Here is a 20,723-nt window from a genome sequence, read left to right on the forward strand (position 1 = left end):
GACGGACGGGGGCGGCGTCGGGGTCAGAGGTTGGACAGCAGGCGCTGCGCCACCGGCAGCAGCGTCGAGACCAGCGACGGCGCGCGGCTGCCGCCGCCGGCGGTGCGCACCGGCTGACGGGTCTGCGTCCAGGCGTCGGCCAGCAGGCGGTTGGCGGCGCTGCCGGCGCGGTAGAGCGCCAGTTCGTTCTCGTGCGCCACCTGGGCGGCTTCCAGGGCATGGCGCTCGCCCAGGTCGCCCATGGTCAGCAGGGCGCGCTGGCGGGTCTGGGCGACGGTGAGCAGGTTGCGGTCGCGCTGCCGCTCCACCTGCGCCCACAGGTCGCTGATGGAGGCGGCGGTGCGCTGGCCGGCGGCGGCGCTGCGGGCGGCGGTCTCGTCGGCCATGCCGGTCAGCAGGGCGGCGGCGGAGGTGCTGTCGCGCAGGCCGGCGGCACCGAAGCGGGCGCGGGCGCTGGCCTGGGCGCGCTTCAGGTCGGCTTCCCGCAGGCGCTCGGCCTCCGCCGCCTCGGCCTCCAGCCGGCGTTGTTCGGCGGTGGCGGCGGCGCGGCCCTGGCTGTCGGCCAGCGCCGCCTCCCGCTCGGCGGTGGTGATGTGGTAGGCGTTCCACGCCTCGGCGGAGCGGCGCTCCAGGTCGGCGGTCTGCTGGCTCATGCCGGTGCGCCACAGCGCTTCCGCCTCCGCCTGGATGCGCAGGCGCTGGGCTTCGGCCTCGGCCTCGGCGCGCTTGCGGGCGGCGTCTTCCTCCGCCTGGCGGGCGGCGGCCAGATCGGCCGTCTGGGCCGAACGGACGGCGCTGCTGCGGTCCTGGAAGTCGGAATAGGCGCTGTAGACGGTCAGGGCCGGCCCCAGCAGGGTGCGGCCCACGGTGGCGGCGGTGCTGGTGAATCCACCCATCAGTCGGTCACCTTCATCTCGGTTGTCACGGAAAGGATGGTGCAGGGCAGCGGCGTGTCCTGCTCCACCCGCCACACCGGGCCGATGGCGTCGCGCTTCCAGCCGAGCGAGCGGACGGCAAGGTCGCCGGTGAAGACCGGCGGCGGGCTGTCGAGCACGCCGCCGGGGCCAAGGCGCTTGAACGGCACCGGGGTCGGGCCGCGGCCGACGTCGACGCTCAGCGCCTGCGTCTCCAGCACGCGGAAGGTGGCGCGGATCAGCCGCAGGGCGTCGCCCTGGCGGACCCCCGCCGGCCCCACCACCACCGGCGGCAGCGGCGCCACCTGATGGCGGAACGGCAGCCCCACCTGCACCCGGCCGACGGCATGGGGCAGGTCGACGGCGCCGCCGCTGACCACCGCATCGGGCATTTCGGCGCCATCGCCCAGCACCTGCACCGTCCGTCCCTCCAGATGGCCAAGGCCGGTCCAGCGGGACTTGGGCGAGGCGCTTTCTCCGGCCAGGGCGCAATCCATGCCGTAGTCTTCGTCCAGGGCCTCGATGTGCCAGGTGCCGGCGCGCTCCACCAGGACGAAGACGGTGGTGCCGACCACCGCCACCGCGCGGAAGGCGCCGTCGGTCTCCTGCCGGGTCCAGCCCGACACCTGCTCGGCGCGGTAGTTGGTGACGGTGGCCATGGCGCCGTCGGCCATGACGATGTGCACAAGGCGGCGGTAGGCGTCGTAGTCCATGTCCACCGGCCCGGTCATCAGGTGGCGGGCGACCAGGGCGAGGTCGCCGGCCTGATAGGCCTGTTCCGCGTCGGTGAACAGGAACTCGCGCAGCTCCTTGCCGCCGGCGCCGATGAACAGGGTGGCGCCGTCGACGTCGCGGGGCGGCACCTGCCGGCCGGGCGGGGTGCCGACGCGGGTCTGCCGGCGCACGCTGGCGGTGGTGGGCGTCACCGGGTCGCCGGAGACGGTCCACTCGGCGCCGGTGGTGAAGACCTGCAGCGTGCGGCCGGAAAACACCGTGCGGATGGCGTTCACCTGGTCGGAGACGATGCCGAAGTCGATGGCCTCGTCATCCAGGCCGGTGCCGACGTCGAAGTTGAAATAGTCGCCCGACTTGGACAGCCACAGCCGGTTGGGCAGATCGCGCGAGCCGCCGATCACCAGCCGGTCCTGGTGGAAGGTGACGCTGACCGGCCAGCCGCGCACGGCTGAGAACGCCTGCTCCGTCCAGTCCTTGGTGGCGGTGGTGGAGGGCAGCGTCTGGAACACCTGGGCGGTGGCGCTGCGCGGCCCGGCGACGGTGGCGATGCGCACCTCCCGCCCGGCGATGCGGAAGCGCACGTCCACATGGGCGGCCTCGAACACGTCCTCGCTGGCGGTCAGGGTGACGGTGCCGGAGGTGGCCGAGGGCGTCAGCGTGACGAAGGTGCCGGCGAACTTGTGGTGCGGCTGGAAGCGCACGTTCTGCACGTCCATCCAGTACCAGCGCGAGATCACCCAGCGGGTATGGCTGGTGCGGGTGATCTTCTGCGGCTCCACCTCCGGGTGGACTACCAGCAGGGTGTCGGCCGACTGGGTCCAGTTGAGGTTCGGCAGCTGCGCCGCCGTCCATGGCGTCTCCAGCACGGCGATGCGCTGGTCGTCCATGTAGACCGCCATCTTCTGGTGGGTGAACACCAGCAGGTAGGTCTGTTCGGTGTTGAACTCGAAGGCCACCAGCCGGCCGGCGCCCTCGATGTCGTCCACCCACCGCAGCCCGGCGCGGCGCGAGATGCCGCCGGTCGGGTGGATGAAGACGTTGCGCAGGGCGCTGGCGCCGTTCTCGTAGGCGCGCAGGTCGCCGCGGCCGTACAGGCGCGGCGACAGCTCGCCGGCCGAGAAGTTGGTCTTGGTCTGAATGACGGTAACGGTCATCGCCGGGCCTCGATCAGGGTGAAGTCCTCCACCGCCGCCGGCGTTTCCTCCTGGGCGTCGATCAGGCGGGCGCGGCGCAGTTCCTCCTCCGCCAGCCGGTGCAGCAGTTCCGCCCGGCTGGTGCTTTCGGTCAGCGGCAGGCAGAACTCGGCCGCCAGGCGCAGGATCAGCGCCTGGTCGAAGAAGGGCGGGAAGGACTCTTCCGGCGGGCGGAAGACGTAGGTCAGGGTCACCGCCTCGGCATCGCAGTGCAGGCGGCGTTCGTGGATGCGGTACGGCAGGCCGCGCCCGCGCGCCTCCGCCCCCGCCGACAGCGCCCGGAGGAAGTCGGCCGGAAGCTGGAAGGCGTGGGCGAAATCGGCCACGGGCGCGGCCGCCAGCCGCGCCAGACGCCCCTGCGCCGTGGCGAAGTTCCACGGATGCGAGGACAGCAGGGCGTCGCGCAGCGACGGGTAGAGGTTCGCCGCCACCTCGGCCTCCGCCGTCCCCTCGTCGAACGAGGCGATGCCGGTGGCGCCGATCTTCAGCAGGGCGCGCGAACACAGGGCAATGGCGGTCAGGGCCATGGTGGGTGGAGTCCTTTGTTAGTCCCTCAGCGCCGGGCGCGGCCTATGGCCGCTTGGCTCACGCGGCATAAGCCGCGCGGCGCACTTGCGCCGGCCAGCTTGCGGGGCAAGCTGGTGGGGGTGTTGCTCGGGCGCTGTTGGGCGGTGTGCAGGCGTCAGCGCGTCAGCGCGTCAGCAGTTGCAGGTCGGCGTCGGCGAGGCGGCGGGGGAAGTATGCGGCGTGCATGATGTGGCCGTTGAGCGGGTCGGTGATCGTCCCTTCCGACCCCAGCCACAGCGACGCGGCGGTGGGAATGGTGCCGGGGGCTGCCGTCAGCACCGCCCCGCCGTCGACGCAGAAGGCGGCGGAGCCGGCGCGGTAGGCCAGCGCCATGCGCACCGTCTGGTGCGCCGCCACCGGCGCCGCCGTTAGCGCCAGCTGGCTGGTGCCGCCGGCGAAGATCGCGGCCTGCGGTGCCCGCGCGCTGTCGAAGCGCAGCACGATGCGGTTGTTCTCGCCGCCGTCGCCCAGTTCCAGCGCCGTCTGCAGGCCGCCGTGGCCGGCGGTGGAGCACTGGACGTAGAGCGTGCCCTCGTCGGCCTTCAGCGGGAAGTCGGCGGCATCCACCCGCGCCGCCTCCGCCGCCCGCGTCACCTGGCTGCCGCCGGTGGGGATGATGGAGGTGGCGTAGGCGCCGCTTTCCAGCTGCAGGCCGCGCACGTCGCCGGTCAGGCTGAGGGTGGTGGTGCCGGCGGCCACCGTCTGGGTCAGCGGCGCCGCCTCCGTCGCCGTGCCGCTGAGCACGCCGGTGGCGGCGACGCTGCCGCCGCCGGCCAGCGACAGGGTATAGGTGCCGGCCGCCAGGGTGAGGGTCTGCCCGGCCGGGGCGAGGCTGTTGAGGACCAGGTTGGTGCGCGGCCCTTCCAGCCGCCAGCCGCGATAGACGCCGCCGGCGCGCTCGAAGTCATGGCGGGCCACGTCGGCCGGCACGGCCACCAGGGCGCCGGTGGCGTCGATGCGGGTGGCGCTGCCGGTGCGGGCGTACCGCACCACCGGCGGCGTGCGGCCGGGCCGGGCCAGCAGGTTGAGGGTGGGGAAGATGGTGATCGGCATGGCGATGTCCTGAACGGACCCGGGGCCGCCGCCGGTATGGCGGACGGCCCCGGGTCGGGCACGGTCGGCGAGGGGAGGTGGGCGGAGAGGCCGGCGCGGTTACAGCGCCGCCGTGCTCACCACCCCGTTGGCGACGGCGCTGACGCGGGCCAGCGCCGTGGTCGGCGCGGTGCCGGTGGCGCTGGTGACGATCATCAGGTCGCCGGGATTGATCATCTCCGCCGCCCGGTTGAAGTAGCCGGCGGCGGCGATGGTGGCGGCGGTGTCGGCGCTGGCGTAGTGCCACAGCGTGAAGCCGTTGGCGTAGGCCAGCACCGACAGATCCTTGGACTGGAAGGCCATGGTCGGAAATCTCCGTAGAAATGCGCGAGAGAGGCGGGGAAGCGGGGCGGGCCCGGCGGATCAGGTTTCCAGGCAGCGCAGGGCGATGACGCCGGCCGGGTCGATCAGCTTGGCGCCCTGGGACATCATGTTGTTGACGAAGTGGGCCGCCCGGTCGCCGTGCCACGAGATGTCGGTGATCACCTCCGACCCGATGGCGTGGCCGACGGCGGTCTTGTGATACCAGTAGCAATAGCGCACGCCGCTGGCGGCGGTCAGGCCGGAGTGGGGCATCCACAGGGTGCCGAGCCACTTCTTGGCCTGGGTGCCCTGCCACGGCAGGTCGGCCTCGCCGATGTAGTCGGCGTTGGAGAACTCGGGGATGGCGAGCAGGTCCGACCACTGCTTCCACCCCACCACGGCATAGCGCTCGCCGTCGTCGGGCACGTCGGCCTCGCCCAGCATCTCGAAGGCCTTCAGCACCTTGTCCTTGGTGAGGGCGGTGGAGCCGTCGAGGGCGTAGTTGGTGGAGGTGTCCAGCTCCTTGATGATCAGCTCGTCGGTCTTGCGGCCGAGGGCATAGGCGCCGGCCTTCACCAGCACCTGACGCTCGTCGATGTTGGTCTTCAGCTCGTCCAGCCGGTCGACCCATTCGCCGGCGTAGTAGTCGTACAGCTGGCATTCGACCGGCGTGTGGTCGAGGTTCATCACCGGCACCTTGCCGTGCCGCGCCTTGGTGGACGCGGTGCCCTTGCCGACCTTCTGGAACACGGTGGACGAGCCCTGGACGTCGTTCTTGGTGCGCACGGTGTTGCGCAGCTTGGAGCCCATGGTCTGGAAGGCCAGATGCACGTCGGCCTGGAAATGCTTGACGAAGGACTGGTCGATCTTGGTGGACATGCGAAAAATCCTCTGGCTATGGGATAAAAGGTGAACAATCGGCGCGTGGTGGGGCCCGGAAGGGGAGAACCACCAAGACACCAAGACACCAAGCGCCGGAGCCTGTCCGGCCTCTTGGTGCCTTGGTGTCTTGGTGGTTGAAAAAAAGCCCGCCCTCAGGCCCGGAGCCTTACGCGGGGCCGGGGTAGAGGCGCTTGAAGCCGTCGGCGACCTTGCGCATCACCGTCGGGTCGCGGTCGCGCCAGTACTTGGGGTCGCGCATCAGCGCCTTGATCTCGTCTTCCCCGCCCGGCCCGGCGGCGGCAGCATCGAGGCCGCCGAGGGTGGGCTCGCCGGACTGCATCATGCGCCACAGGGCGAGGATGCCGTCGGCGGTGGAGGACAGCGCCCCCAGCACGTCGGCCGGCAGGTTGGCCTTGCCCCAGGCGAGCAGCTGGCGGCTGACCTCGGCCCAGCGCTCGTCGCCGCCGAAGTGTTCCACCAGGCGGCCGAGTTCGCGGTCGCCGTCCAGTTCCGAGGCCATGCTTTCCAGCACCGGCAGGATGCGTTCGGCGGCAAGGTCGTAGACCAGCTGCACCTGCTGCGGCGTGAAGCCGGCGGCGTGCAGGCGGGCGTTGACCTGCGGGTCGGCGCCGAACAGGGCGTGCGGCGGCGTCACCTGATAGGCGTCGGGGGTGTCGGGCACGCCGAGGGCGCGGCGGAAGGTGGCGACGCTGTCGGCATCGGCCTCCGGCCCCGGCAGGCGCACCATGCCGCGGGAGGTTTCCTGAAGCTCCAGGTAGGCGCGCAGCAGCGCCTCCAGGTTCACCTGGCCGGTGGCCGGGTCGAGGAACTCCGGCGGGATCGCAAGCTGGGTCATGGGTATGTGGCTCCTGAGGAGAAGGAAGGACGGACAGACGGCTCACCCGGCCCGCCCCCGCTCCACCAGCGCCAGCAGGTGGAGCACGAGGGCGCGCTGGCCTTCCAGGTGGCGCAGGGCGTCGGGCGGGGCATCGGGGCCGAGGGCGCGGTCCAGCGTCAGCGCCCGCAGGTGGGCCAGCGCGCGCGCCCCGTCGTCGCCGCGGAAGACGCGGGCGAACAGGGCGGCGGCCGGCTCCCCGGCAGACGACGGCGGACCGCCGCCCCCGGCCCCCGGATCGAGGCCGTCCCAGCCGGCGGGGAGGGCGAGGCTGCCGCTCATGGCGCAGCCTCCGCCGGCAGGGCGGGCACGGCCCCGGTCGGGGTCGGGTTCGGGTTCGGGCTCGGGTTCGGGGTTTCGCGGATCAGCTCCGCCGGCACGCCCAGGGCGCGGCCGAGCCAGCGGGCGGCGGCGAGCGTATCCACCGCCTCCGCCGCCGCCGGCCCGAGACCGGCGACGGAGGTGAGCCAGGTGAGGGTGTTCTGGGCATCGGCCTGGGCCTGGGTGCGGGCCAGCGGCGACTGGTAGACCAGGTCCACCACCCGCCCGTCGGCGCGCACGTCGACGATCTCGCCGCGCCGCCGCAGGATGCCGAGCGCCCGCATCACCAGCGGCGTCAGCAGTTCCGACTGCAGCCGGCCGTAGGTGGCGCCGAGGATGCGCGCCATCTCCGCCGACCGTTCCAGCACTTCGGTGGCGGTCATGCGCGGTGCATCCACCTGCCCCAGGCGATCCACCAGCAGGGCGTGGCGGATGCGGCCGCGCAGGTCTTCCAGCACCAGTTGCGAGACGTCGAACTTGCCCGGCGCCTCCAGCGGCGTCAGCCCCTGCGAGCCGACCGCCTTGGGGATGATGGCGCCGGGGACGAGGCGGATGTTGGCCGGGTTCAGCACCCCGTCGTCGTCGGCCTGCCAGATGCCGGTGACGGCGATGGAGGCGTTCTTGAGGATCAGCTCCACCACCTTGTTGGCGGTCTAGCTGTCGGAACGCCGATATGCGCGCAAGACCAAGGGCTTACGATGTGCCTGGATGGTGCATGTTGCAGCCATGTTGCATGGCGCGTCCGTCAGGCGTCGAGCCGGGCCTCGATGCCGGCCAGCTCGGCGCCGGCCTCCGTCGACGGGAACAGGTGGCCGTAGCGGTCGAAGGTGATGCGGATGGAGCTGTGCCCGGCCCGCACCTGCACGGCCTTGGGTGTGAGGCCGGCCTCGATCCACGTGCTGATGGCGTAGTGGCGCAGGGCGTGCCAGTTGACGTCTGGGCAGCCGGCCGCCTTGCGCACCGGATACCAGCGGGACCGCATGAGGTTCTCGTGCCTGAAGGGCGCGCCACCCCGCGCCGTGAAGACGGGCATGTCCTCCCGACCACCGCATCGGAGCTTGCGCTCGCGCAGCTCGGCGACGAGCCGAGGCGACAGAGGGATGGTCCGGTGCCCTGCCCGGCTCTTCGGGTCGCCGCGGTGGTTGTAGCGGTCGAGCCTGGTGCCCACCGTCACCGTCCCCGCTTTCAGGTCGAGGTCGCCCCAACGCAGGCCGCGCTGCTCCGAAGCACGGAGGCCGCTGATCACCGCGAGGCGGACGTAGAGCCCGAAGCCCAGATTCGTCTGGTAGGCCGCATCCAGGAGGCGCTTGACCGTCTCGTGGTCGGGCGGGGTGACCGCCTCACTCGCGCGTGCGCCTACGCGGGTGCGCCTGCCCGCGCACGGGTTCAGCGCCGCCCAGTTGTTGTGCATGGCGTAGGTGAAGACGGCCGACAGGGTCGATACCACCCGCTTCGCCGTCGGCATCGGCATGCCGTTCTCCAGCATGTCGAGAAAGAGGTCGTTGACGACGCCGGTGGTCACGTCGGCCAGCTTCAGACGCGCAACAGACTGTTGCGTCAGGTGCCCGGCCTTGACCCGGTAGTCCGCCACCGTGCCCGGTTCTAGGTCCACCCCCTCGCGCTTGTCGTTGTGCTTCAGCCAGAGGTCGACGGCGTCGGCGACAGTCATCTTGCCGGCCTCGACTCGGTAGACGCCGCGGTTGATCTCCGTCTCGATCTTCGACCGGTAGGCCTTCGCCTCCTTCAGGGAGGTGAACTGCTTGGCGGTGCGGTTGCCCTGGCGGTCGAGCACGTCAACCAGCCACGCCGTCCGCGGCTCGCCTGCCTTGGTTCGCCAGGTGCGCTTTCTGATGGAGGCCATTGAAATTGACTCCAAAGGGCTACACTCTTCCCGTCATCATAGCTGCCATCTGCATTTGCTGCAAATGCCGTTGACAGGGGGCGTGATGGTGCGCATTATCGTGATGTAACCGGGAGAGACACCAATGGCACGGCTTTCGGCTCTGGTGGAGGCAACTGCCGAAGCAACTGGCTGGTCCAGCAACAACGTGAGCTTATACGCCCGGTACGCGCGGGAGGCCGGCTACATCAAGCAGGCGGCCCGCGGGATGGCGGCGGCTGAGATGGGAGCTTCAGACGGCGCCGCTCTGCTAGGGGCCATGATGGCTTCCCATTACGCAAAGGACACGAAGCACACGCTGGATGATCTCCAAGAGACGGTGAGGACTTTCAACGGGTGGGACAACGCATACTTTGATAGCATCAAAGATTTCGAGATGATTATGCGCCCCGTCCCTATGCTGATAATGTCAGACAACTTAGAGAGGGTCGTTACACTGCCGAAGTGTCTCGACTTTCTAGCCGCTCAACATAGCATTCTCGGGTTGTTGACCGGTCTCATCGAGCGCGCCGCCGACGGCAGCTTAGCGCGGTTCATTTCGAAAGGCCGCGGGACCTACGGGACTGTTGGCTTGAACTTGGTTGTCCAGCGAAGCCCCCTGGCCGCGAACCTTGAGCTGATTGCCGGCAGTTGGAGCAGGGGGAAGAACTCGATTGGCCAAGTAGTGGGCAAAATTGACTACCATTTCCCGAGAGCCGATATCTGGAGAGGTGACCTGATATCGCTACATAAGGTTTCCCACTACACCATCCTGAGAATGGGAAAGGCGCTCGCATGAGCGTCAATTCCCGGATAAGCATCTGCATCTGAATCAAATGAGGAAGACCATGAACCTGAACGACGACATCCTCCGCGGCGCCGAAGCCATCCAGGCCTTCCTGGGCTTCGAGAAGCGCTCGCAGGTCTACCACTACGCCAGCAAGGGCGAGATCCCGGTGTTCCGCATGGGCCGCGTCCTGTGCGCGCGCAAGAGCACGCTCCTGCGCTTCATAGAGCAGCGTGAGAGCGAAGCGGCGGGCCTGCCGCGGACCGGCACCGATGCGTGAAGGGGATGCCCATGCACCGCAACGTCACCGGCCGCGACGGCTGGATCATGGCCCGGGCGCTCTACATGGCGATCCGGCACGCCGAGACGCTCCCGGAGAAGCAGGTGCCGCACAGCGACATCGACGACATGCGGGCCTTGCTCGCAGTCAGCTTCCCGGGCCTCGGCGAGGTCTTCCAGCAGCACGACAGCAACCCGCCCGACCTCACCGACGGCAAGGCGGCCACGATCTACCAGTTTCCGCAGAAATGAAGCGGCCGGCGGGGAAGGTTGCAGCTCCCCGCGCCGGCCTGATTGACAACCCCGAAATGGAGAAACGGGACATGTCTAGCTCGAATACTACCACACCCACCGCCCTCTCGCGAAGGGGCATCCTCCGCGGCCTGCCCGCCGTTGCTTTGGCCGGTGCGACCGCCGCCCCTGCCCTGGCGGCGCCGGCGGACGACGCCGTCCTCCTGACGCTCTACGAGGATTGGAAGGCACTGGAGGAGGCCGTCTTCGCCGCCGAGATGGAGGCGCGGCGCGTCAACCGGGAGAAGCCGGCCGACGTCGAGGACTTCCCCTCGGTGAGGGTGAACGGCATCGTCTACTGCCGCCTGGAAGAGATCGACGCGGCCATTGAGGGCGAGCGGCTGGAGGTGGCCCGTCTGACCCGACTGGAGGATCCGGGCATGGATGGGAAGATGATGGCCCGCATGCTCGCGAAGGACATGGAGCGGCTGATTGAGGCCCGCCCGGCCCTGGCTGACAAGCTCCGGCGCCGGCAGGAGTGGAAGGACGCCGTGGGCTTCGAAGAGTTGCTGGAGCGGCGCGAAGACCTCGGCTGCGAAGCCGGCGCACTGGTCGAAGAGATGGTGAAGATCGCGCCCCGGACGCCGGCCGGCTACGCCGCGCTGATCGACGTCATCATCGCCACCCGCGGCGGCACCCTCGACCCTGAAGGTGACTGGGGCGACGAGCAGGTGATGACCGCCGTCTCGGCCATGGAGGCGGCCACCGGCTTCCGCTTCTCCTCGCCGGCCCGCTGCATCGCCTACCGAGAGGTGAAGGCATGATCTCGACCACCACCATCCCCATGACCCGCCCGCACGACGACATCGTCGCCCGAGCGCTGCACCTGGTCACCGCAAGCGACGCCGAGGCCGTCCTCCGCCGGGCCTACCTGCTGCAGTCCTCGTGCGACCGCACCGCCTCGGGCCGGCCGTTGTTCCAGACCGTCGACCCAGTGAAGGCCCTCGCCGACGCCTGGCGCAACTTCCTCGACAGCTGCGCCGCCGCCGGCGCCGACCCGGCGGAGAGCCTGACGGCAGCCGCGAAGTGGAACGCGACCGCGGCGCCCATGCTGCCGGCTGTTCTGGAACAGTTGCCGGCGCGGGTCGCGGAGCACGGGAGGGCGCGTCGATGAGCACGCTCGCCATGACCGCCGAGGCGCGCATGATCTGCCGCCAGATTGTCAACCGCATGCAGCAGCTGGAGTTGGACGAGTCCGACGAGTGGAGCGACATCCTGTGGTGGCGCCTGCAGAAGGCGCTGGGCATCACCGACGAGATGGACCAGCGCCTCACCGACCTGATGGGCGACCTCACGTGGGAGGCCTTCGGCGACGACGACGAAGACGCCCCACCGCGGGCGCCGCGGGTCAACCTGCCGCCGCCGACGGATGCCGACTACGGCGACATGCCGGGCCGGTGGTGGAAAGTGTGGGTGAGCGACATCAACGACAAGCCCATCTGCGCCGACATCCTGTGGGCGCGGACCTACGGCGAGGTGTCGCGCCTCATGCGCCAGCGCCACGAGCTGCCAGACGAGCTGACGTGGACCTACCAGACGATGCCGGAGGCGAAGGCCGGATGAGCAGGGAGACGACAACGAGGGGGCCGAGCGCCCCCTCTCTTCTCACCGACGTGAAGTGCCCAAAGTGCCAAGGCACCGGCCGGACCTACGGACCGATGAACGCGACTGGCCGCAACGAGTGGTGGGTCGAATGCAAGGCGTGCCGTGGCCGCGGCAAGGTCAAGGTGAGCACGCTGATGGAGGGTGGCGATGGCTAAGAAGGTCGCGTACGACCTCAAGAGCATCAAGTATCTGGAGGGTCGCGCCTTCGCCCCGCTGCCGCTCGACCTTCTGGAGTCGGATGCGTGGCGCGGGATGTCGGTCAACTGCTGGCGGCTCGTCACTCGGCTGATGGCGGAGCACATGGCGCACGCCGGCCAGATGAACGGGCACCTGATCGTGAGCTACGACCAGCTTGTCGAGTGGGGGATCGGCCGGCGCTTGGTGGCAGGGGCGATCCGCGAGGGGGAGCAGCGTGGCCTTGTCCGCGTCAGGCGCGGCGGAAAGCGGAACCAGGTGACGGACCACCTCAGCCGCTACACCCTGACCTTCTACCCGATCCTGCGCATGCCGCCGGGCGAGAACGCCTATCATGTCTGGCCGTCGGACGAGTGGAAGCGATACCGCGACCCGAAGCTCAAAAACAGAATTCAGGTGCACGAAGGTGAACCGGGCTCGGATCACCTTTCGACATCCATCGGTTCACCTTCGTGCACTGAGCCAGCAGCGGAGGCCAAGGTTTCTGCGGTGCCCGCGCAAGAGCCCTCGGTGCACGAAGGTGAACACCCTATTATATCTTGGCGGGATGGTGGAAAGGACGAGGCCCCGGCCGCCACTTCCACCACCACCACCGAGAAGCCTGTCGAGCCCGTCGTCGTCATGGCCGCGCGGCAGCCTGAGCCCGTAGAACCCCCGAAGCCCCGCAAGCGCCCCGACGCCGACGACTCCGGCATGGTCGACATCGAGGAGCTGTTGGGCAGCCGGCCGGCCGCGCCCTCGCCCCAGGAAGTTCTGCGGGCGCGCACCGAGGCGTATCTCGCCACCAATCCGCCGAGGGGCAAGCAAGGGCTCGCGGACCAGATCGGCATCACGCGGCCTCGCCTGAGCAACTGGCTTGCCGGCCGCGACCCGAACCTCAGCCAGGGGCCGACGGTCGCCCTGCGCGCCTTCCTCGACGCGCACCTCCGTCAAGATGACGCGGCATGACGGGCGACGGCCTCCGCCGGAAGAGCCGGGCCTCGCTCGACGACCTGCGCCGGGCTGCCGAGGTTCTGTCGGCGCGCCCGGATCTTCGGCACGTCGCCGAGGCCCTCCGAGCCGTGGCCGACGACGGCGCCGACCTCGCGACCGTGTTGGGCCTGCGAGCGGGCCGGCCCGGCGCCCTGACCGCCTGGACCGCCCAGCGCCTCGCCGACCGCCGCCGGCTTCTGCGCGAGGCGTGGCGATCCAGCTTCCCGACGGTGCCCCGCACCCGCGCGGCGCGCCTTCTTGAGGCCGCATGGGGAGCATGGCAGGCGGGCGAAGTCGAAGACCCTCACCTCGCAGGCATCTTCGACAACCTGAACCGGATCGGCGCCCGCCCTCTGAAGGAACGCCAGATCAATGAAGACCTGGACGAGGACCTGCACAAGATCCCGTAATTGCCTGCATTTCCAATGCCTCTGCCCATCCCATGACCGAGAATGTCGGCATGGGATTTTTCTTGCCCGGTTTCTTCCGGCTTCAACAGGAGGCATACCCCATGACTGTACGTGACCGACGCCACGGCGTCGACTTCAGGCCCCCGCAGCGACAGGCAGCCGCGCCGGCGCCGGCCCGCTACGACGTCGACAAGCTGGAACGCCTGCGGGCGAAGATGGAGGGGCTGACCGCCGCCGCCGACCACCTGCGCGAGGCCGAGCGCGCCGCACGCGCCGCCTGGATGCAGGCCAAGCGCTACCGGGAGGATCTGCAGGAGCCCGCCAACAGGGGCTCCGAGGCCTCCATCCGCTCCGCCGAGCAGGCTGAGCAGAAGGCCCGCATCACCTTCGACCGCGCCCTCGCCGCCAGCGCCGAGGCCACGGAGAAGCGGGTCGCCCTGGCGCAGCTCGTGACCAACCTCGACGCCTTCGTCGGCAAGCACCGCGGCGCCGCCCACATCACCAACACGGAGGCCCGGGCATGAGCTTGAAGGACAAGATCGCCCGCGCCGTCGGTGGCGTCTCCTCCGAGGTCGACCGCATCCGCGGCGAGATCGCCCGGCTGAAGGAGACCCGCGAGGCCGTGATGGGCGGGCAGCGCTCCCTGGCGGAAGCCGAGGCCATGCTCGACGACGCCCTGGACCGCATCGCCGCCCGGTTCACCCCGTCGGCGACGGCCCTGCTGAACCCGGAGACGACGGTCGCCGATTTCGTCGTCGGGTACGGCACCACCGACACCGCGAGCGAGCTGGTGGTGTGGCTGCACCGCGACGCCCTGAAGGCCCGCTTCATGAGCGCGATGAAGGAAGCCGCCGAGCCCGGCGCCGTGACTGCCGAGGACCGGCGGGAGCGGGTCGCCAAGATCGACGCCCAGCTCTTCGACCTCGAGCAGCAGGAAGAGCGGCTGATCGAAGAGGCGGAAGAGGCCGGCATCGAAATCGCCCGCCGGCCCGACGCCGACCCGCGGGCCGTCCTGGCGTGGAGGGACTGACCATGCCGAGCCTCCTCTCCACCTTCCGCAACGCCCAGGCCATGCAGGCCGATCTGGAGCAGGGCCGCTTCCCCGGCCAGACCGACCTCCAGATCCCGCCGAGCCTGACCGTCACCAAGCCCGAAGAGGTGGCGGCGGCCCGCGCCATCGTGGACCGCCTGATCCCCCACACGCCGAGCAAGAAGGAGGGCGCCGCCCGATGAAGTACACCCCCGATGCAAAGGCGAAGATGCATCGCCTGCAGGACATCGCCAAGGCCCGCCGCGCCGTGTGGGACCAGTGCGAAGCGGACCGCCGCGAGGCCTTGGAGCAACTAGTGGACGCCCGGGGCGCCCTGACGCTGATCCGCGACCACGGCGGCGCGGCGCGGGTGGGCCTCGCCGAGGCCATCGAGCGGCAGGAGGCCATCGTCGCCGAAGCCGACGCCAAGGTGAAGCGGGCGGCGGCCCGGACGCAGCAGGCCGGCGAGGACATGCAGGCAGCCCGGCAGCTCGTGGAGCGCGCCGAAGTGTTCCTGACCCGCAAGTGCGGCGTCCCCCCCAGCGCCATCTACCGATGAGGCCCGCCATGGTGAAGAGCATTGCCAACGCCGTGCAGGCGGTGACCAGCGAAATCGAGGACGTCCGGGCGCAGATCCGGACCCTCACCGAGACCATCGAAGGCCTGGAGTCGGCCCTCCCCAGCATCGAGGAGGCGGAGGCGAAACTGTCCCGCATCATCGACGACCTGGCCGGCAAGTTCGGGCCCGACCTCTACGCCGTCACCGCCGCCGAGGCGACGTCGGCGCAGTTCCAGATCAACGTCGAGGGCAACTATCGCTTCGGCCCGCTGATGGCCTGGCTCTTCGGGGACGCCCTGAAGGAAGCCTATGGCCGGGTGATCCGGGAGCGGCTGGGCGCCGGCATCCCCGAGGCGGAGCGGCAGAAGCGCCTGGCGGCCGCCCGGGCGAAGCGGCTGCAGCTGGAGATCCGGGAAGAGGCGATCATCGCCGAGGCCGAAGCGGCTGGGCTCGACATCCTCAGGCGCGGCGACGCCGACCCGGCCGTCGTGCTGGGCATGGTGGAGGCCTGAGCCATGCGAGTGGAAATGCGGAACTTCCGCCTTAGCAGCTCCGACGATCGGAGGCCGGGTGCCAGGGCCGCGATCGTCGCCGTCTTCGACATCAGTCTCCCGGACGTGGGCCTCAACCTGCGACACCTGCGCCTTTACATCGACCGCGGCCGCAAAAACACCTTCCGCGTCCGGGAGCCGAACATGTCGGCCTTGGTGTCGTTCTATCGGATGAGCCCGGAACTCCACCGCGCCGTCCGCGACCTCGCGGTGCGCTACTACGAGGAGGCTTCGGCCAATGGCGACTGAACTGAACCGCATCGTCCACGAGATCGTCATTGACGACCGGCAGGCGGCGGCCGGCGCCGAGCGCGTCTCTGCCGCCCTGGACAAGACCGTCAACTCGGTGGACCGCCTGGAGAACGCCGTCGGCAAGGCTGCCGAGCCCTGGGACCGGCTGACCCGGGCGACCGGCGCCGGCGCAAGGGGACTGGAGTCGGCGGCCCGCGGGTGGGACCGGATCAACCGTTCCGTCGACCCCGCCTATCGCTCCCTCCAGCAATTCGAGGCGGCGCAGGAGGCCGTGAACCGGGCCGTCGCCCATGGCGTCGCGACGCAGCAGGAGGCAAACCGTGTCCTCGCCATGGCCCGGCAGCAGTACATGGGCCTCGGCGCGGCCGTGAACGACAACGCCGGCGCCATCGTCCGCAACGAGACGATGGTCGGGCGCCTTACCTCCCGCATGGGCAACATGGGCGGGGTGATGCAGCAGGCCGGTTACCAGATCTCCGACCTCGTGACGCAGATCTCGATGGGCGGCAACGCCATGCAGGCCCTGGCAATCCAGGGCGGCCAGTTCATCAGCATGATGGGACCGTGGGGCGCCGCCATCGGGACCGTCGTCACCGTCGGTGGGTTGCTCGCCTCCACCCTGATGAACGCGGGCGACGCGGCCGACGGCAGCGCCGACGCCACGAAGAAGGCCAAGGACGCACTGGAGGCCTACGAGTCGGCCATCGCCACCTCCAACGAAGCGATGTTCACCTCGACGCAGCTCTCGCGCCAGTTGGCGCAGGAGAAGGCGAAGGAGGCAGCCGAGACTCTGAAGGCGGCCCTCGCCACCGAGACCGACGCCCTGGCGAAGAAGATGCAGGCCCTGGAGCTTCAGCGGCAGATGGCCGCCGAGGCGCGGGAGCGCAACCAGTTCCTGCCGGAAGGGCAGCAGCAGAACCTGATGCGCGACCCGACGCGGCAGACGATGCAGGACATCCTGGATGCGGAGATGCGCATCGCGGACCTGCAGAAGCGGATCGACGCCCTCATGAACCCGGCGAAGGGAACGGCCCTCTTCGACGACCTCTTCAAGCCCGACGAGATCTCGGACATGGCGGAGGCCATGGTCGAATTCCCCTCGGACGTCACTGACGATCCGGAGGTTCAGGCGATCTTCAAGGAGGCCATGGAATGAGCGTGTGCAACATGGTGGTCGCTGCCGACCGCGTCGACATCGTCACCGATACCGTCACCTACCACCGAAACCAACCCGTCGCCTACGGCCGCAAGGTCCATGCGCACCCGACCCTCCCCCTCGGCGTGACGGTGCGGGGCAAGGTCGGCTTCAGCAACGCCGTCGAAGGAGTGGTTGACCAGCTGACCGACACCGTCAACGCCGAGCACCTGATCGGCCTCGCGGTCGAGTGCTTCGCGGCGGCCGGCATGGTCGACCCGGTGGACGGCGCCGGCGGAGAGGTGACGCTGTTCTTCTGGAGGGACGGCCCGCATGTCTTCCGCTTCATGGTCCGGGGAACCGAGGTGACGCAGTACCGCTTCAAGGCGGGCGTGTACCTCGCCCCCTCGCCCGGCGCCGTCGCCAAGCCCAACACGCTCACCCTCGACCAGCTCCGCAAGGTCACGCTGGCGCAGCAGCGGGTGAGCCACGCGAAGGGCCTCAATATGGCCGTCGGCGGGACGATGGAGCACACCACCCTCACCGCCGCCGGGATCTCGACCGTCTCCCTCGGGGACTACCCGGACAAGGCCATGACCGACCGGCGCATCGAGCGGTACTGGCGCCAGCGGCAGAAGGAGGCGGCCGTTGCGTGAGGTCGACCTCGACGGCCTGGATTCCGGAGCCGAGGAGAGGCAACGCTACTACCGTGCCCGGCTGAAGGAGACCGAGGACCGGCTCGCGGCAGCCCGTGCAGCATGGGCTGACCAGGAGGCGAAGGTGGGTGCGCGCATGGCCCGCCTGAACCGTACCGAGCGTCGGCGCCTCCAGTGCCTTCTGGACCGTACCCACCGCAGCTTCCTCGCGCTGGAGCGGCGGCTTGAGGGCAACAGGCAGAAGTGCCTACGGTTCATCGAATGCGGCGCGACCGACGGCGAGGATGACCTCTTCGCCGACCTCCTTTCCGACATCGTGGCAGGTGCCGAATGATCGAGAGACCCGACCTCGTTCCCCTTCCCGCGCTGCCGGCCTGGACCGAGCGGGCCAAGGCCACCCTCATGGACAGCACGATGCAGACCAACGCCATGCTGGACAAGCTGGCGACCCTCTCACCGGAGTACGAGGGGCAGGCGGAAGCCTGGCGCGCCCTGCTGAGCAACGCCCTCGCCGACGCCTTCCAGAAGACAGACGCGATGGTGGCCCGGCGGATGGCAGGCGACCCCGACATGGACCCACACTATGACGCTCTCGCCGCGGCGGTCCGGCGCGTGGGAGAGATCATGGGCGCGGCAGCGGACGCAGCCACCGAGAGCGCGCACGCCTTCATGCGGCGGCGGCGCAGGTGAGGCCGGCGGCAGCCCCCAGGCGGCCGGGGACCCTGAGGGGGGTGGCGGTCGGGGGCAGCCACATCCAGTCGCACCATCACCCCAGCTATGGGGTCCGGAAACCAGGTAACACCATTCGAGGGGCTGCCCGATGGCGCTCATGAGCCAAGCCGATTTCTCCCGTCGCCATGGCGTGTCCCGGAAGACGGTCACGCAGTGGAAAGAGGCGGGATACCTTACGCTCGCGGGCGGGAAGGTGGACGTCGAGGCGTCTGAGGCGACGCTCGCGGCCCGACGCCTCGGGCGGTACAAGGTGGCGGCGGAAGGCGTTACCTCCCCTGTTACCGGCGGTAACACGGCGGGCGCCGGTAACAGTCTGCCGCCGGCCGCCGATGGGCCTGGGCTGGAACAGATCGAGCGCGACGCGGACGCCTTCATCCGCCGCGTGCTGGCGGGCGACTTCGCATCCTTCGCCGAGGCGGAGAAGGTGAAGGCCAACGCCCTGGCCGTGAAGAACCTGCTGGCCGTCCGGAAGCAGGCCGGCGCCCTGATCGAGATGGACGTCGCCGAACAACTCTTCTTCGAGACGCACCGGGCCGCGCGGGACCATGTCATGAACTTCCCGGCGAAGGTGGCGCCCATGCTGGCGGCCGACCTCGGCGTCGACGCCGACCGGGTCGCGACCCTCCTGAGCGAGCACGTCCACCAGCTGCTCACCGATCTGGGCGCACCGGAAGCGGACTTCTCCCCGGAATGAGCGCCGTCACCTGGCACTGAGGGTCCGGAAGACCCTCTGTCGGCGCGCCCTCGGCGGCGGCCACCCGAGCGACTGTCCTGGACCCGTCTCTAGAGACGGTGTTAATGTCTCTAGAGACGCACCCTAAGAGGCACGAGGTGACCATGAGCGAGGACCGGCAGACCCGTTGGCGTGAGCGGCAGGAAGCGGAGGGGGTGCGCCAAATCAACCTGCTGGCGCCAGTGGCGGCCCATCCCCTGCTGAAGGATCTGGCGGGCCGGCTGCGAGGCGGTGAGGCGCCGGCCGATGCGCTGCGGGCCGTGCTGAAGATGGCGACTGCGCCGGCGGCGGACAGCGAGCGCCTGGTGAAGGCCCGCTTCGCCGAGTTGCACGGCGTGTCCAAGGTGGCCGTGCAGAAGTGGCAGGCCCGGGGACTGCTGGTGATGGACGGCGACAAGGTGGACGTGGCCGCGACCGACAAGCGCCTCGCCGAGCTGGGCCTCGGGCGGTTCCGGGCGCCCGCCGCCCCGTGAACAGGCGGGCAACGGCGTGTTGCATGGCGTGTTGCACCGAGCAAATCGGAACAGGCCGAAACCCTTGGAAAACCGTCATTTCAGCAGCGAGGCGATTGCAACATGCAGCCCAGCGAGACAGAGCCAGAAAAGCCATATCCGCCAATGCTTTAGCGCTCGATTAAGGGTCTTCTCAGGCCCTTCAACCTCATGATTGGCGGTCTTGATGTCGGGCAGCGTCTTCATGACCGGGCTGCGGCCATAGGCCTCGCCCGGCGCCTTCAGCCAGCGGAAGGTGATGAAGGGCGAGCGGGCGAAGGTGCCCTGCGCCAGCACCACCGCCTCGCCGCCCGCCCCCTCGGGGTCGAGCAGGGCGGTATAGGCGAAGCCGGCACCGTGCGGTTCGGGCAGCACCGCCTCCAGCACCGGAAAACGCGCCTCGCCATCGGCTTCGGCGCGGCGGCGCAGGCTTTCGGGCAGGTCGGCGGCGGGGAAGCGGTCGCGCAGGGTGGCGAGGGAGGCTTCCGAGCGGCGGAAGGTGACGTCCAGCCGCCCCGACGCCCCTTCCTCCACCACCAGTTCCGACAGCGGCACGGCGGTGAAGCGGAAGGCCGAGGCGGTGCCCGGCGGCGCTTCCTCGAACAGCAGGCTGGCGGTGCCGGCGATGACCAGGTCAAGGTAAGCCTGATGCATCTCGATGGCGAAGTTGGAGCGGTCGAAGTGGCCGCGCACGATGTCGGCGGTGCGGTCGAGCAGCGGCGCCACGGCGGCGCGTTCCTCGCCGTCCAGCTCCACCCCGGCCGCCAGGCCGAACCAGCGCGCCCACGGCGGCGTCAGTTCGGCCAGCAGGCTGGCGGCCAGCTGGTCGACGGCGTCGGCGGCGGTGCCGTCGAACAGGCGGTCGACCCGCCGCGCCCCTTCGGCGCCGCTGCCGCCGTCGCGGGTGGGCAGGGTGAATTCATAGCACTCCCGCCAGTGGCCTTCCCACGCCGAGCGGCGGGAGCGGGCGGCGCGGTAGCGGCGCAGCAGCGACTCGGTGTCGAGCGGCATGGGATCATTCTCCCAACAGGGTCTTGCGGGTGCTGACACCGGCCAACGGCGTCAGCACCCCGCGCAGCGAGGTGGCGAGCGTGCCGGCGTGGCCGCGTTCCAGCCGTTCCAGCTGCTCGCGGCGGCGGCGGGCGGCCTCGGTCTCGGCGGTGGTGCGCGGGGCGGTGACGCTGCCGGAACCGCCGCCGGCCGAGACCGTGCCCGACGGCGAGGCGGGGCGCGGGGCGGTGGCGGCCGGCGCGGCGGCAGCCCC

At 70.0% G+C, this 20,723-nt stretch carries 31 protein-coding genes and 1 pseudogene; 20 read left to right on the forward strand and 12 right to left on the reverse strand.

Annotation, left to right across the window (positions count from 1 at the left end):
• Nucleotides 1-23: 23 nt before the first annotated feature.
• The 10 genes and pseudogenes from ABD056_RS18115 to ABD056_RS18160 all read right to left on the reverse strand — a co-directional run bounded on the left by ABD056_RS18115 (nucleotide 24) and on the right by ABD056_RS18160 (nucleotide 8,763).
• Nucleotides 24-896: a coiled-coil domain-containing protein gene (locus ABD056_RS18115; protein ID WP_343868958.1), complete on the reverse strand. Its 873-nt coding sequence runs from the start codon at nucleotides 894-896 to the stop codon at nucleotides 24-26.
• Complete coding sequence (locus tag ABD056_RS18120; RefSeq protein ID WP_343868960.1) at nucleotides 896-2,803, reverse strand: phage tail protein; 1,908 nt, start codon at nucleotides 2,801-2,803, stop codon at nucleotides 896-898. The genes ABD056_RS18115 and ABD056_RS18120 overlap by 1 nt, the downstream gene beginning before the upstream one ends.
• Nucleotides 2,800-3,369, reverse strand: a complete 570-nt coding sequence (locus tag ABD056_RS18125; protein ID WP_343868962.1) for a phage connector family protein — start codon at nucleotides 3,367-3,369, stop codon at nucleotides 2,800-2,802. Before ABD056_RS18125 ends, ABD056_RS18120 begins: the two co-directional genes overlap by 4 nt.
• 163 nt (nucleotides 3,370-3,532) lie before the next feature.
• Nucleotides 3,533-4,462 carry a hypothetical protein gene (locus tag ABD056_RS18130; protein ID WP_343868964.1) on the reverse strand — a complete coding sequence of 310 codons (930 nt, stop codon included), beginning with the start codon at nucleotides 4,460-4,462 and terminating at the stop codon, nucleotides 3,533-3,535.
• 99 nt (nucleotides 4,463-4,561) lie between these two features.
• Nucleotides 4,562-4,804, reverse strand: a complete 243-nt coding sequence (locus ABD056_RS18135) for a hypothetical protein (RefSeq protein WP_343868965.1) — start codon at nucleotides 4,802-4,804, stop codon at nucleotides 4,562-4,564.
• 60 nt (nucleotides 4,805-4,864) lie between these two features.
• Complete coding sequence (locus tag ABD056_RS18140) at nucleotides 4,865-5,683, reverse strand: phage capsid protein (protein WP_343868967.1); 819 nt, start codon at nucleotides 5,681-5,683, stop codon at nucleotides 4,865-4,867.
• A gap of 169 nt (nucleotides 5,684-5,852) precedes the next feature.
• Nucleotides 5,853-6,542, reverse strand: a complete 690-nt coding sequence (locus ABD056_RS18145) for a capsid assembly protein (protein WP_343868968.1) — start codon at nucleotides 6,540-6,542, stop codon at nucleotides 5,853-5,855.
• A gap of 42 nt (nucleotides 6,543-6,584) precedes the next feature.
• The gene (locus ABD056_RS18150; protein ID WP_343868970.1) at nucleotides 6,585-6,863 is read right to left on the reverse strand and encodes a Bbp19 family protein; all 279 of its coding nucleotides are present in this window, start codon (nucleotides 6,861-6,863) and stop codon (nucleotides 6,585-6,587) included.
• Nucleotides 6,860-7,555, reverse strand: a pseudogene (locus ABD056_RS18155) (portal protein); the annotation flags it as partial. The gene ABD056_RS18150 and the pseudogene ABD056_RS18155, both read right to left, overlap by 4 nt.
• Before the next feature lie 92 nt (nucleotides 7,556-7,647).
• Nucleotides 7,648-8,763: a site-specific integrase gene (locus ABD056_RS18160; protein WP_343868971.1), complete on the reverse strand. Its 1,116-nt coding sequence runs from the start codon at nucleotides 8,761-8,763 to the stop codon at nucleotides 7,648-7,650.
• A 124-nt stretch (nucleotides 8,764-8,887) separates the two neighbouring features.
• On the opposite strand from ABD056_RS18160, the gene ABD056_RS18165 reads away from it, so the two are divergent.
• The 20 genes from ABD056_RS18165 to ABD056_RS18260 all read left to right on the forward strand — a co-directional run bounded on the left by ABD056_RS18165 (nucleotide 8,888) and on the right by ABD056_RS18260 (nucleotide 19,441).
• Nucleotides 8,888-9,580, forward strand: a complete 693-nt coding sequence (locus ABD056_RS18165) for a hypothetical protein (protein ID WP_343868972.1) — start codon at nucleotides 8,888-8,890, stop codon at nucleotides 9,578-9,580.
• Nucleotides 9,581-9,629: 49 nt separating this feature from the next.
• Nucleotides 9,630-9,848 (forward strand): hypothetical protein, encoded by a 219-nt coding sequence (locus ABD056_RS18170; RefSeq protein ID WP_343868974.1) that lies wholly within the window; start codon nucleotides 9,630-9,632, stop codon nucleotides 9,846-9,848.
• Nucleotides 9,849-9,859: 11 nt separating this feature from the next.
• Nucleotides 9,860-10,099 (forward strand): hypothetical protein, encoded by a 240-nt coding sequence (locus ABD056_RS18175; RefSeq protein ID WP_343868975.1) that lies wholly within the window; start codon nucleotides 9,860-9,862, stop codon nucleotides 10,097-10,099.
• A 56-nt stretch (nucleotides 10,100-10,155) separates the two neighbouring features.
• Entirely contained in the window at nucleotides 10,156-10,902 is a 747-nt protein-coding gene (locus tag ABD056_RS18180) for a hypothetical protein (RefSeq protein ID WP_343868977.1), read from the forward strand.
• Nucleotides 10,899-11,252: a hypothetical protein gene (locus ABD056_RS18185; protein WP_343868978.1), complete on the forward strand. Its 354-nt coding sequence runs from the start codon at nucleotides 10,899-10,901 to the stop codon at nucleotides 11,250-11,252. Before ABD056_RS18180 ends, ABD056_RS18185 begins: the two co-directional genes overlap by 4 nt.
• Nucleotides 11,249-11,701 carry a hypothetical protein gene (locus ABD056_RS18190; RefSeq protein WP_343868980.1) on the forward strand — a complete coding sequence of 151 codons (453 nt, stop codon included), beginning with the start codon at nucleotides 11,249-11,251 and terminating at the stop codon, nucleotides 11,699-11,701. The genes ABD056_RS18185 and ABD056_RS18190 overlap by 4 nt, the downstream gene beginning before the upstream one ends.
• Before the next feature lie 189 nt (nucleotides 11,702-11,890).
• Nucleotides 11,891-12,886 (forward strand): hypothetical protein, encoded by a 996-nt coding sequence (locus tag ABD056_RS18195; protein ID WP_343868982.1) that lies wholly within the window; start codon nucleotides 11,891-11,893, stop codon nucleotides 12,884-12,886.
• Nucleotides 12,883-13,320 carry a hypothetical protein gene (locus ABD056_RS18200; protein ID WP_343868984.1) on the forward strand — a complete coding sequence of 146 codons (438 nt, stop codon included), beginning with the start codon at nucleotides 12,883-12,885 and terminating at the stop codon, nucleotides 13,318-13,320. Before ABD056_RS18195 ends, ABD056_RS18200 begins: the two co-directional genes overlap by 4 nt.
• A gap of 101 nt (nucleotides 13,321-13,421) precedes the next feature.
• Nucleotides 13,422-13,844: a hypothetical protein gene (locus tag ABD056_RS18205; protein ID WP_343868986.1), complete on the forward strand. Its 423-nt coding sequence runs from the start codon at nucleotides 13,422-13,424 to the stop codon at nucleotides 13,842-13,844.
• Complete coding sequence (locus ABD056_RS18210; RefSeq protein ID WP_343868988.1) at nucleotides 13,841-14,350, forward strand: hypothetical protein; 510 nt, start codon at nucleotides 13,841-13,843, stop codon at nucleotides 14,348-14,350. The genes ABD056_RS18205 and ABD056_RS18210 overlap by 4 nt, the downstream gene beginning before the upstream one ends.
• Before the next feature lie 2 nt (nucleotides 14,351-14,352).
• Complete coding sequence (locus ABD056_RS18215; protein ID WP_343868990.1) at nucleotides 14,353-14,553, forward strand: hypothetical protein; 201 nt, start codon at nucleotides 14,353-14,355, stop codon at nucleotides 14,551-14,553.
• Nucleotides 14,550-14,909 carry a hypothetical protein gene (locus ABD056_RS18220; protein ID WP_343868992.1) on the forward strand — a complete coding sequence of 120 codons (360 nt, stop codon included), beginning with the start codon at nucleotides 14,550-14,552 and terminating at the stop codon, nucleotides 14,907-14,909. Before ABD056_RS18215 ends, ABD056_RS18220 begins: the two co-directional genes overlap by 4 nt.
• Nucleotides 14,910-14,917: 8 nt before the next feature.
• Nucleotides 14,918-15,421, forward strand: a complete 504-nt coding sequence (locus tag ABD056_RS18225; RefSeq protein ID WP_343868994.1) for a hypothetical protein — start codon at nucleotides 14,918-14,920, stop codon at nucleotides 15,419-15,421.
• Nucleotides 15,422-15,424: 3 nt separating this feature from the next.
• A complete protein-coding gene (locus ABD056_RS18230) occupies nucleotides 15,425-15,709 on the forward strand; it encodes a hypothetical protein (protein WP_343868995.1) in 285 nt (94 codons plus the stop codon).
• Nucleotides 15,699-16,868, forward strand: a complete 1,170-nt coding sequence (locus ABD056_RS18235) for a phage tail length tape measure family protein (RefSeq protein ID WP_343868998.1) — start codon at nucleotides 15,699-15,701, stop codon at nucleotides 16,866-16,868. The genes ABD056_RS18230 and ABD056_RS18235 overlap by 11 nt, the downstream gene beginning before the upstream one ends.
• Nucleotides 16,865-17,503, forward strand: coding sequence for a hypothetical protein (locus tag ABD056_RS18240; RefSeq protein WP_343869000.1), 639 nt, complete (start codon nucleotides 16,865-16,867; stop codon nucleotides 17,501-17,503). Before ABD056_RS18235 ends, ABD056_RS18240 begins: the two co-directional genes overlap by 4 nt.
• Nucleotides 17,496-17,837, forward strand: coding sequence for a hypothetical protein (locus ABD056_RS18245; RefSeq protein WP_343869002.1), 342 nt, complete (start codon nucleotides 17,496-17,498; stop codon nucleotides 17,835-17,837). The genes ABD056_RS18240 and ABD056_RS18245 overlap by 8 nt, the downstream gene beginning before the upstream one ends.
• Entirely contained in the window at nucleotides 17,834-18,193 is a 360-nt protein-coding gene (locus ABD056_RS18250) for a hypothetical protein (protein WP_343869003.1), read from the forward strand. The genes ABD056_RS18245 and ABD056_RS18250 overlap by 4 nt, the downstream gene beginning before the upstream one ends.
• Before the next feature lie 130 nt (nucleotides 18,194-18,323).
• Complete coding sequence (locus ABD056_RS18255; protein ID WP_343869005.1) at nucleotides 18,324-18,929, forward strand: hypothetical protein; 606 nt, start codon at nucleotides 18,324-18,326, stop codon at nucleotides 18,927-18,929.
• 143 nt (nucleotides 18,930-19,072) lie between these two features.
• The gene (locus ABD056_RS18260; RefSeq protein WP_343869007.1) at nucleotides 19,073-19,441 is read left to right on the forward strand and encodes a hypothetical protein; all 369 of its coding nucleotides are present in this window, start codon (nucleotides 19,073-19,075) and stop codon (nucleotides 19,439-19,441) included.
• A gap of 75 nt (nucleotides 19,442-19,516) precedes the next feature.
• Here ABD056_RS18260 and ABD056_RS18265 read toward each other — a convergent pair whose 3' ends face one another.
• Both ABD056_RS18265 and ABD056_RS18270 read right to left on the reverse strand, forming a co-directional pair.
• Nucleotides 19,517-20,470, reverse strand: a complete 954-nt coding sequence (locus tag ABD056_RS18265; RefSeq protein ID WP_343869009.1) for a portal protein — start codon at nucleotides 20,468-20,470, stop codon at nucleotides 19,517-19,519.
• Between the two features lie 4 nt (nucleotides 20,471-20,474).
• On the reverse strand, nucleotides 20,475-20,723 hold a 249-nt coding region (locus ABD056_RS18270; protein ID WP_343869010.1), incomplete at its 5' end, for a hypothetical protein.

It is taken from the genome of Caenispirillum bisanense (assembly GCF_039523075.1).
In the GTDB taxonomy this organism is placed as follows: domain Bacteria; phylum Pseudomonadota; class Alphaproteobacteria; order Rhodospirillales; family Rhodospirillaceae; genus Caenispirillum; species Caenispirillum bisanense.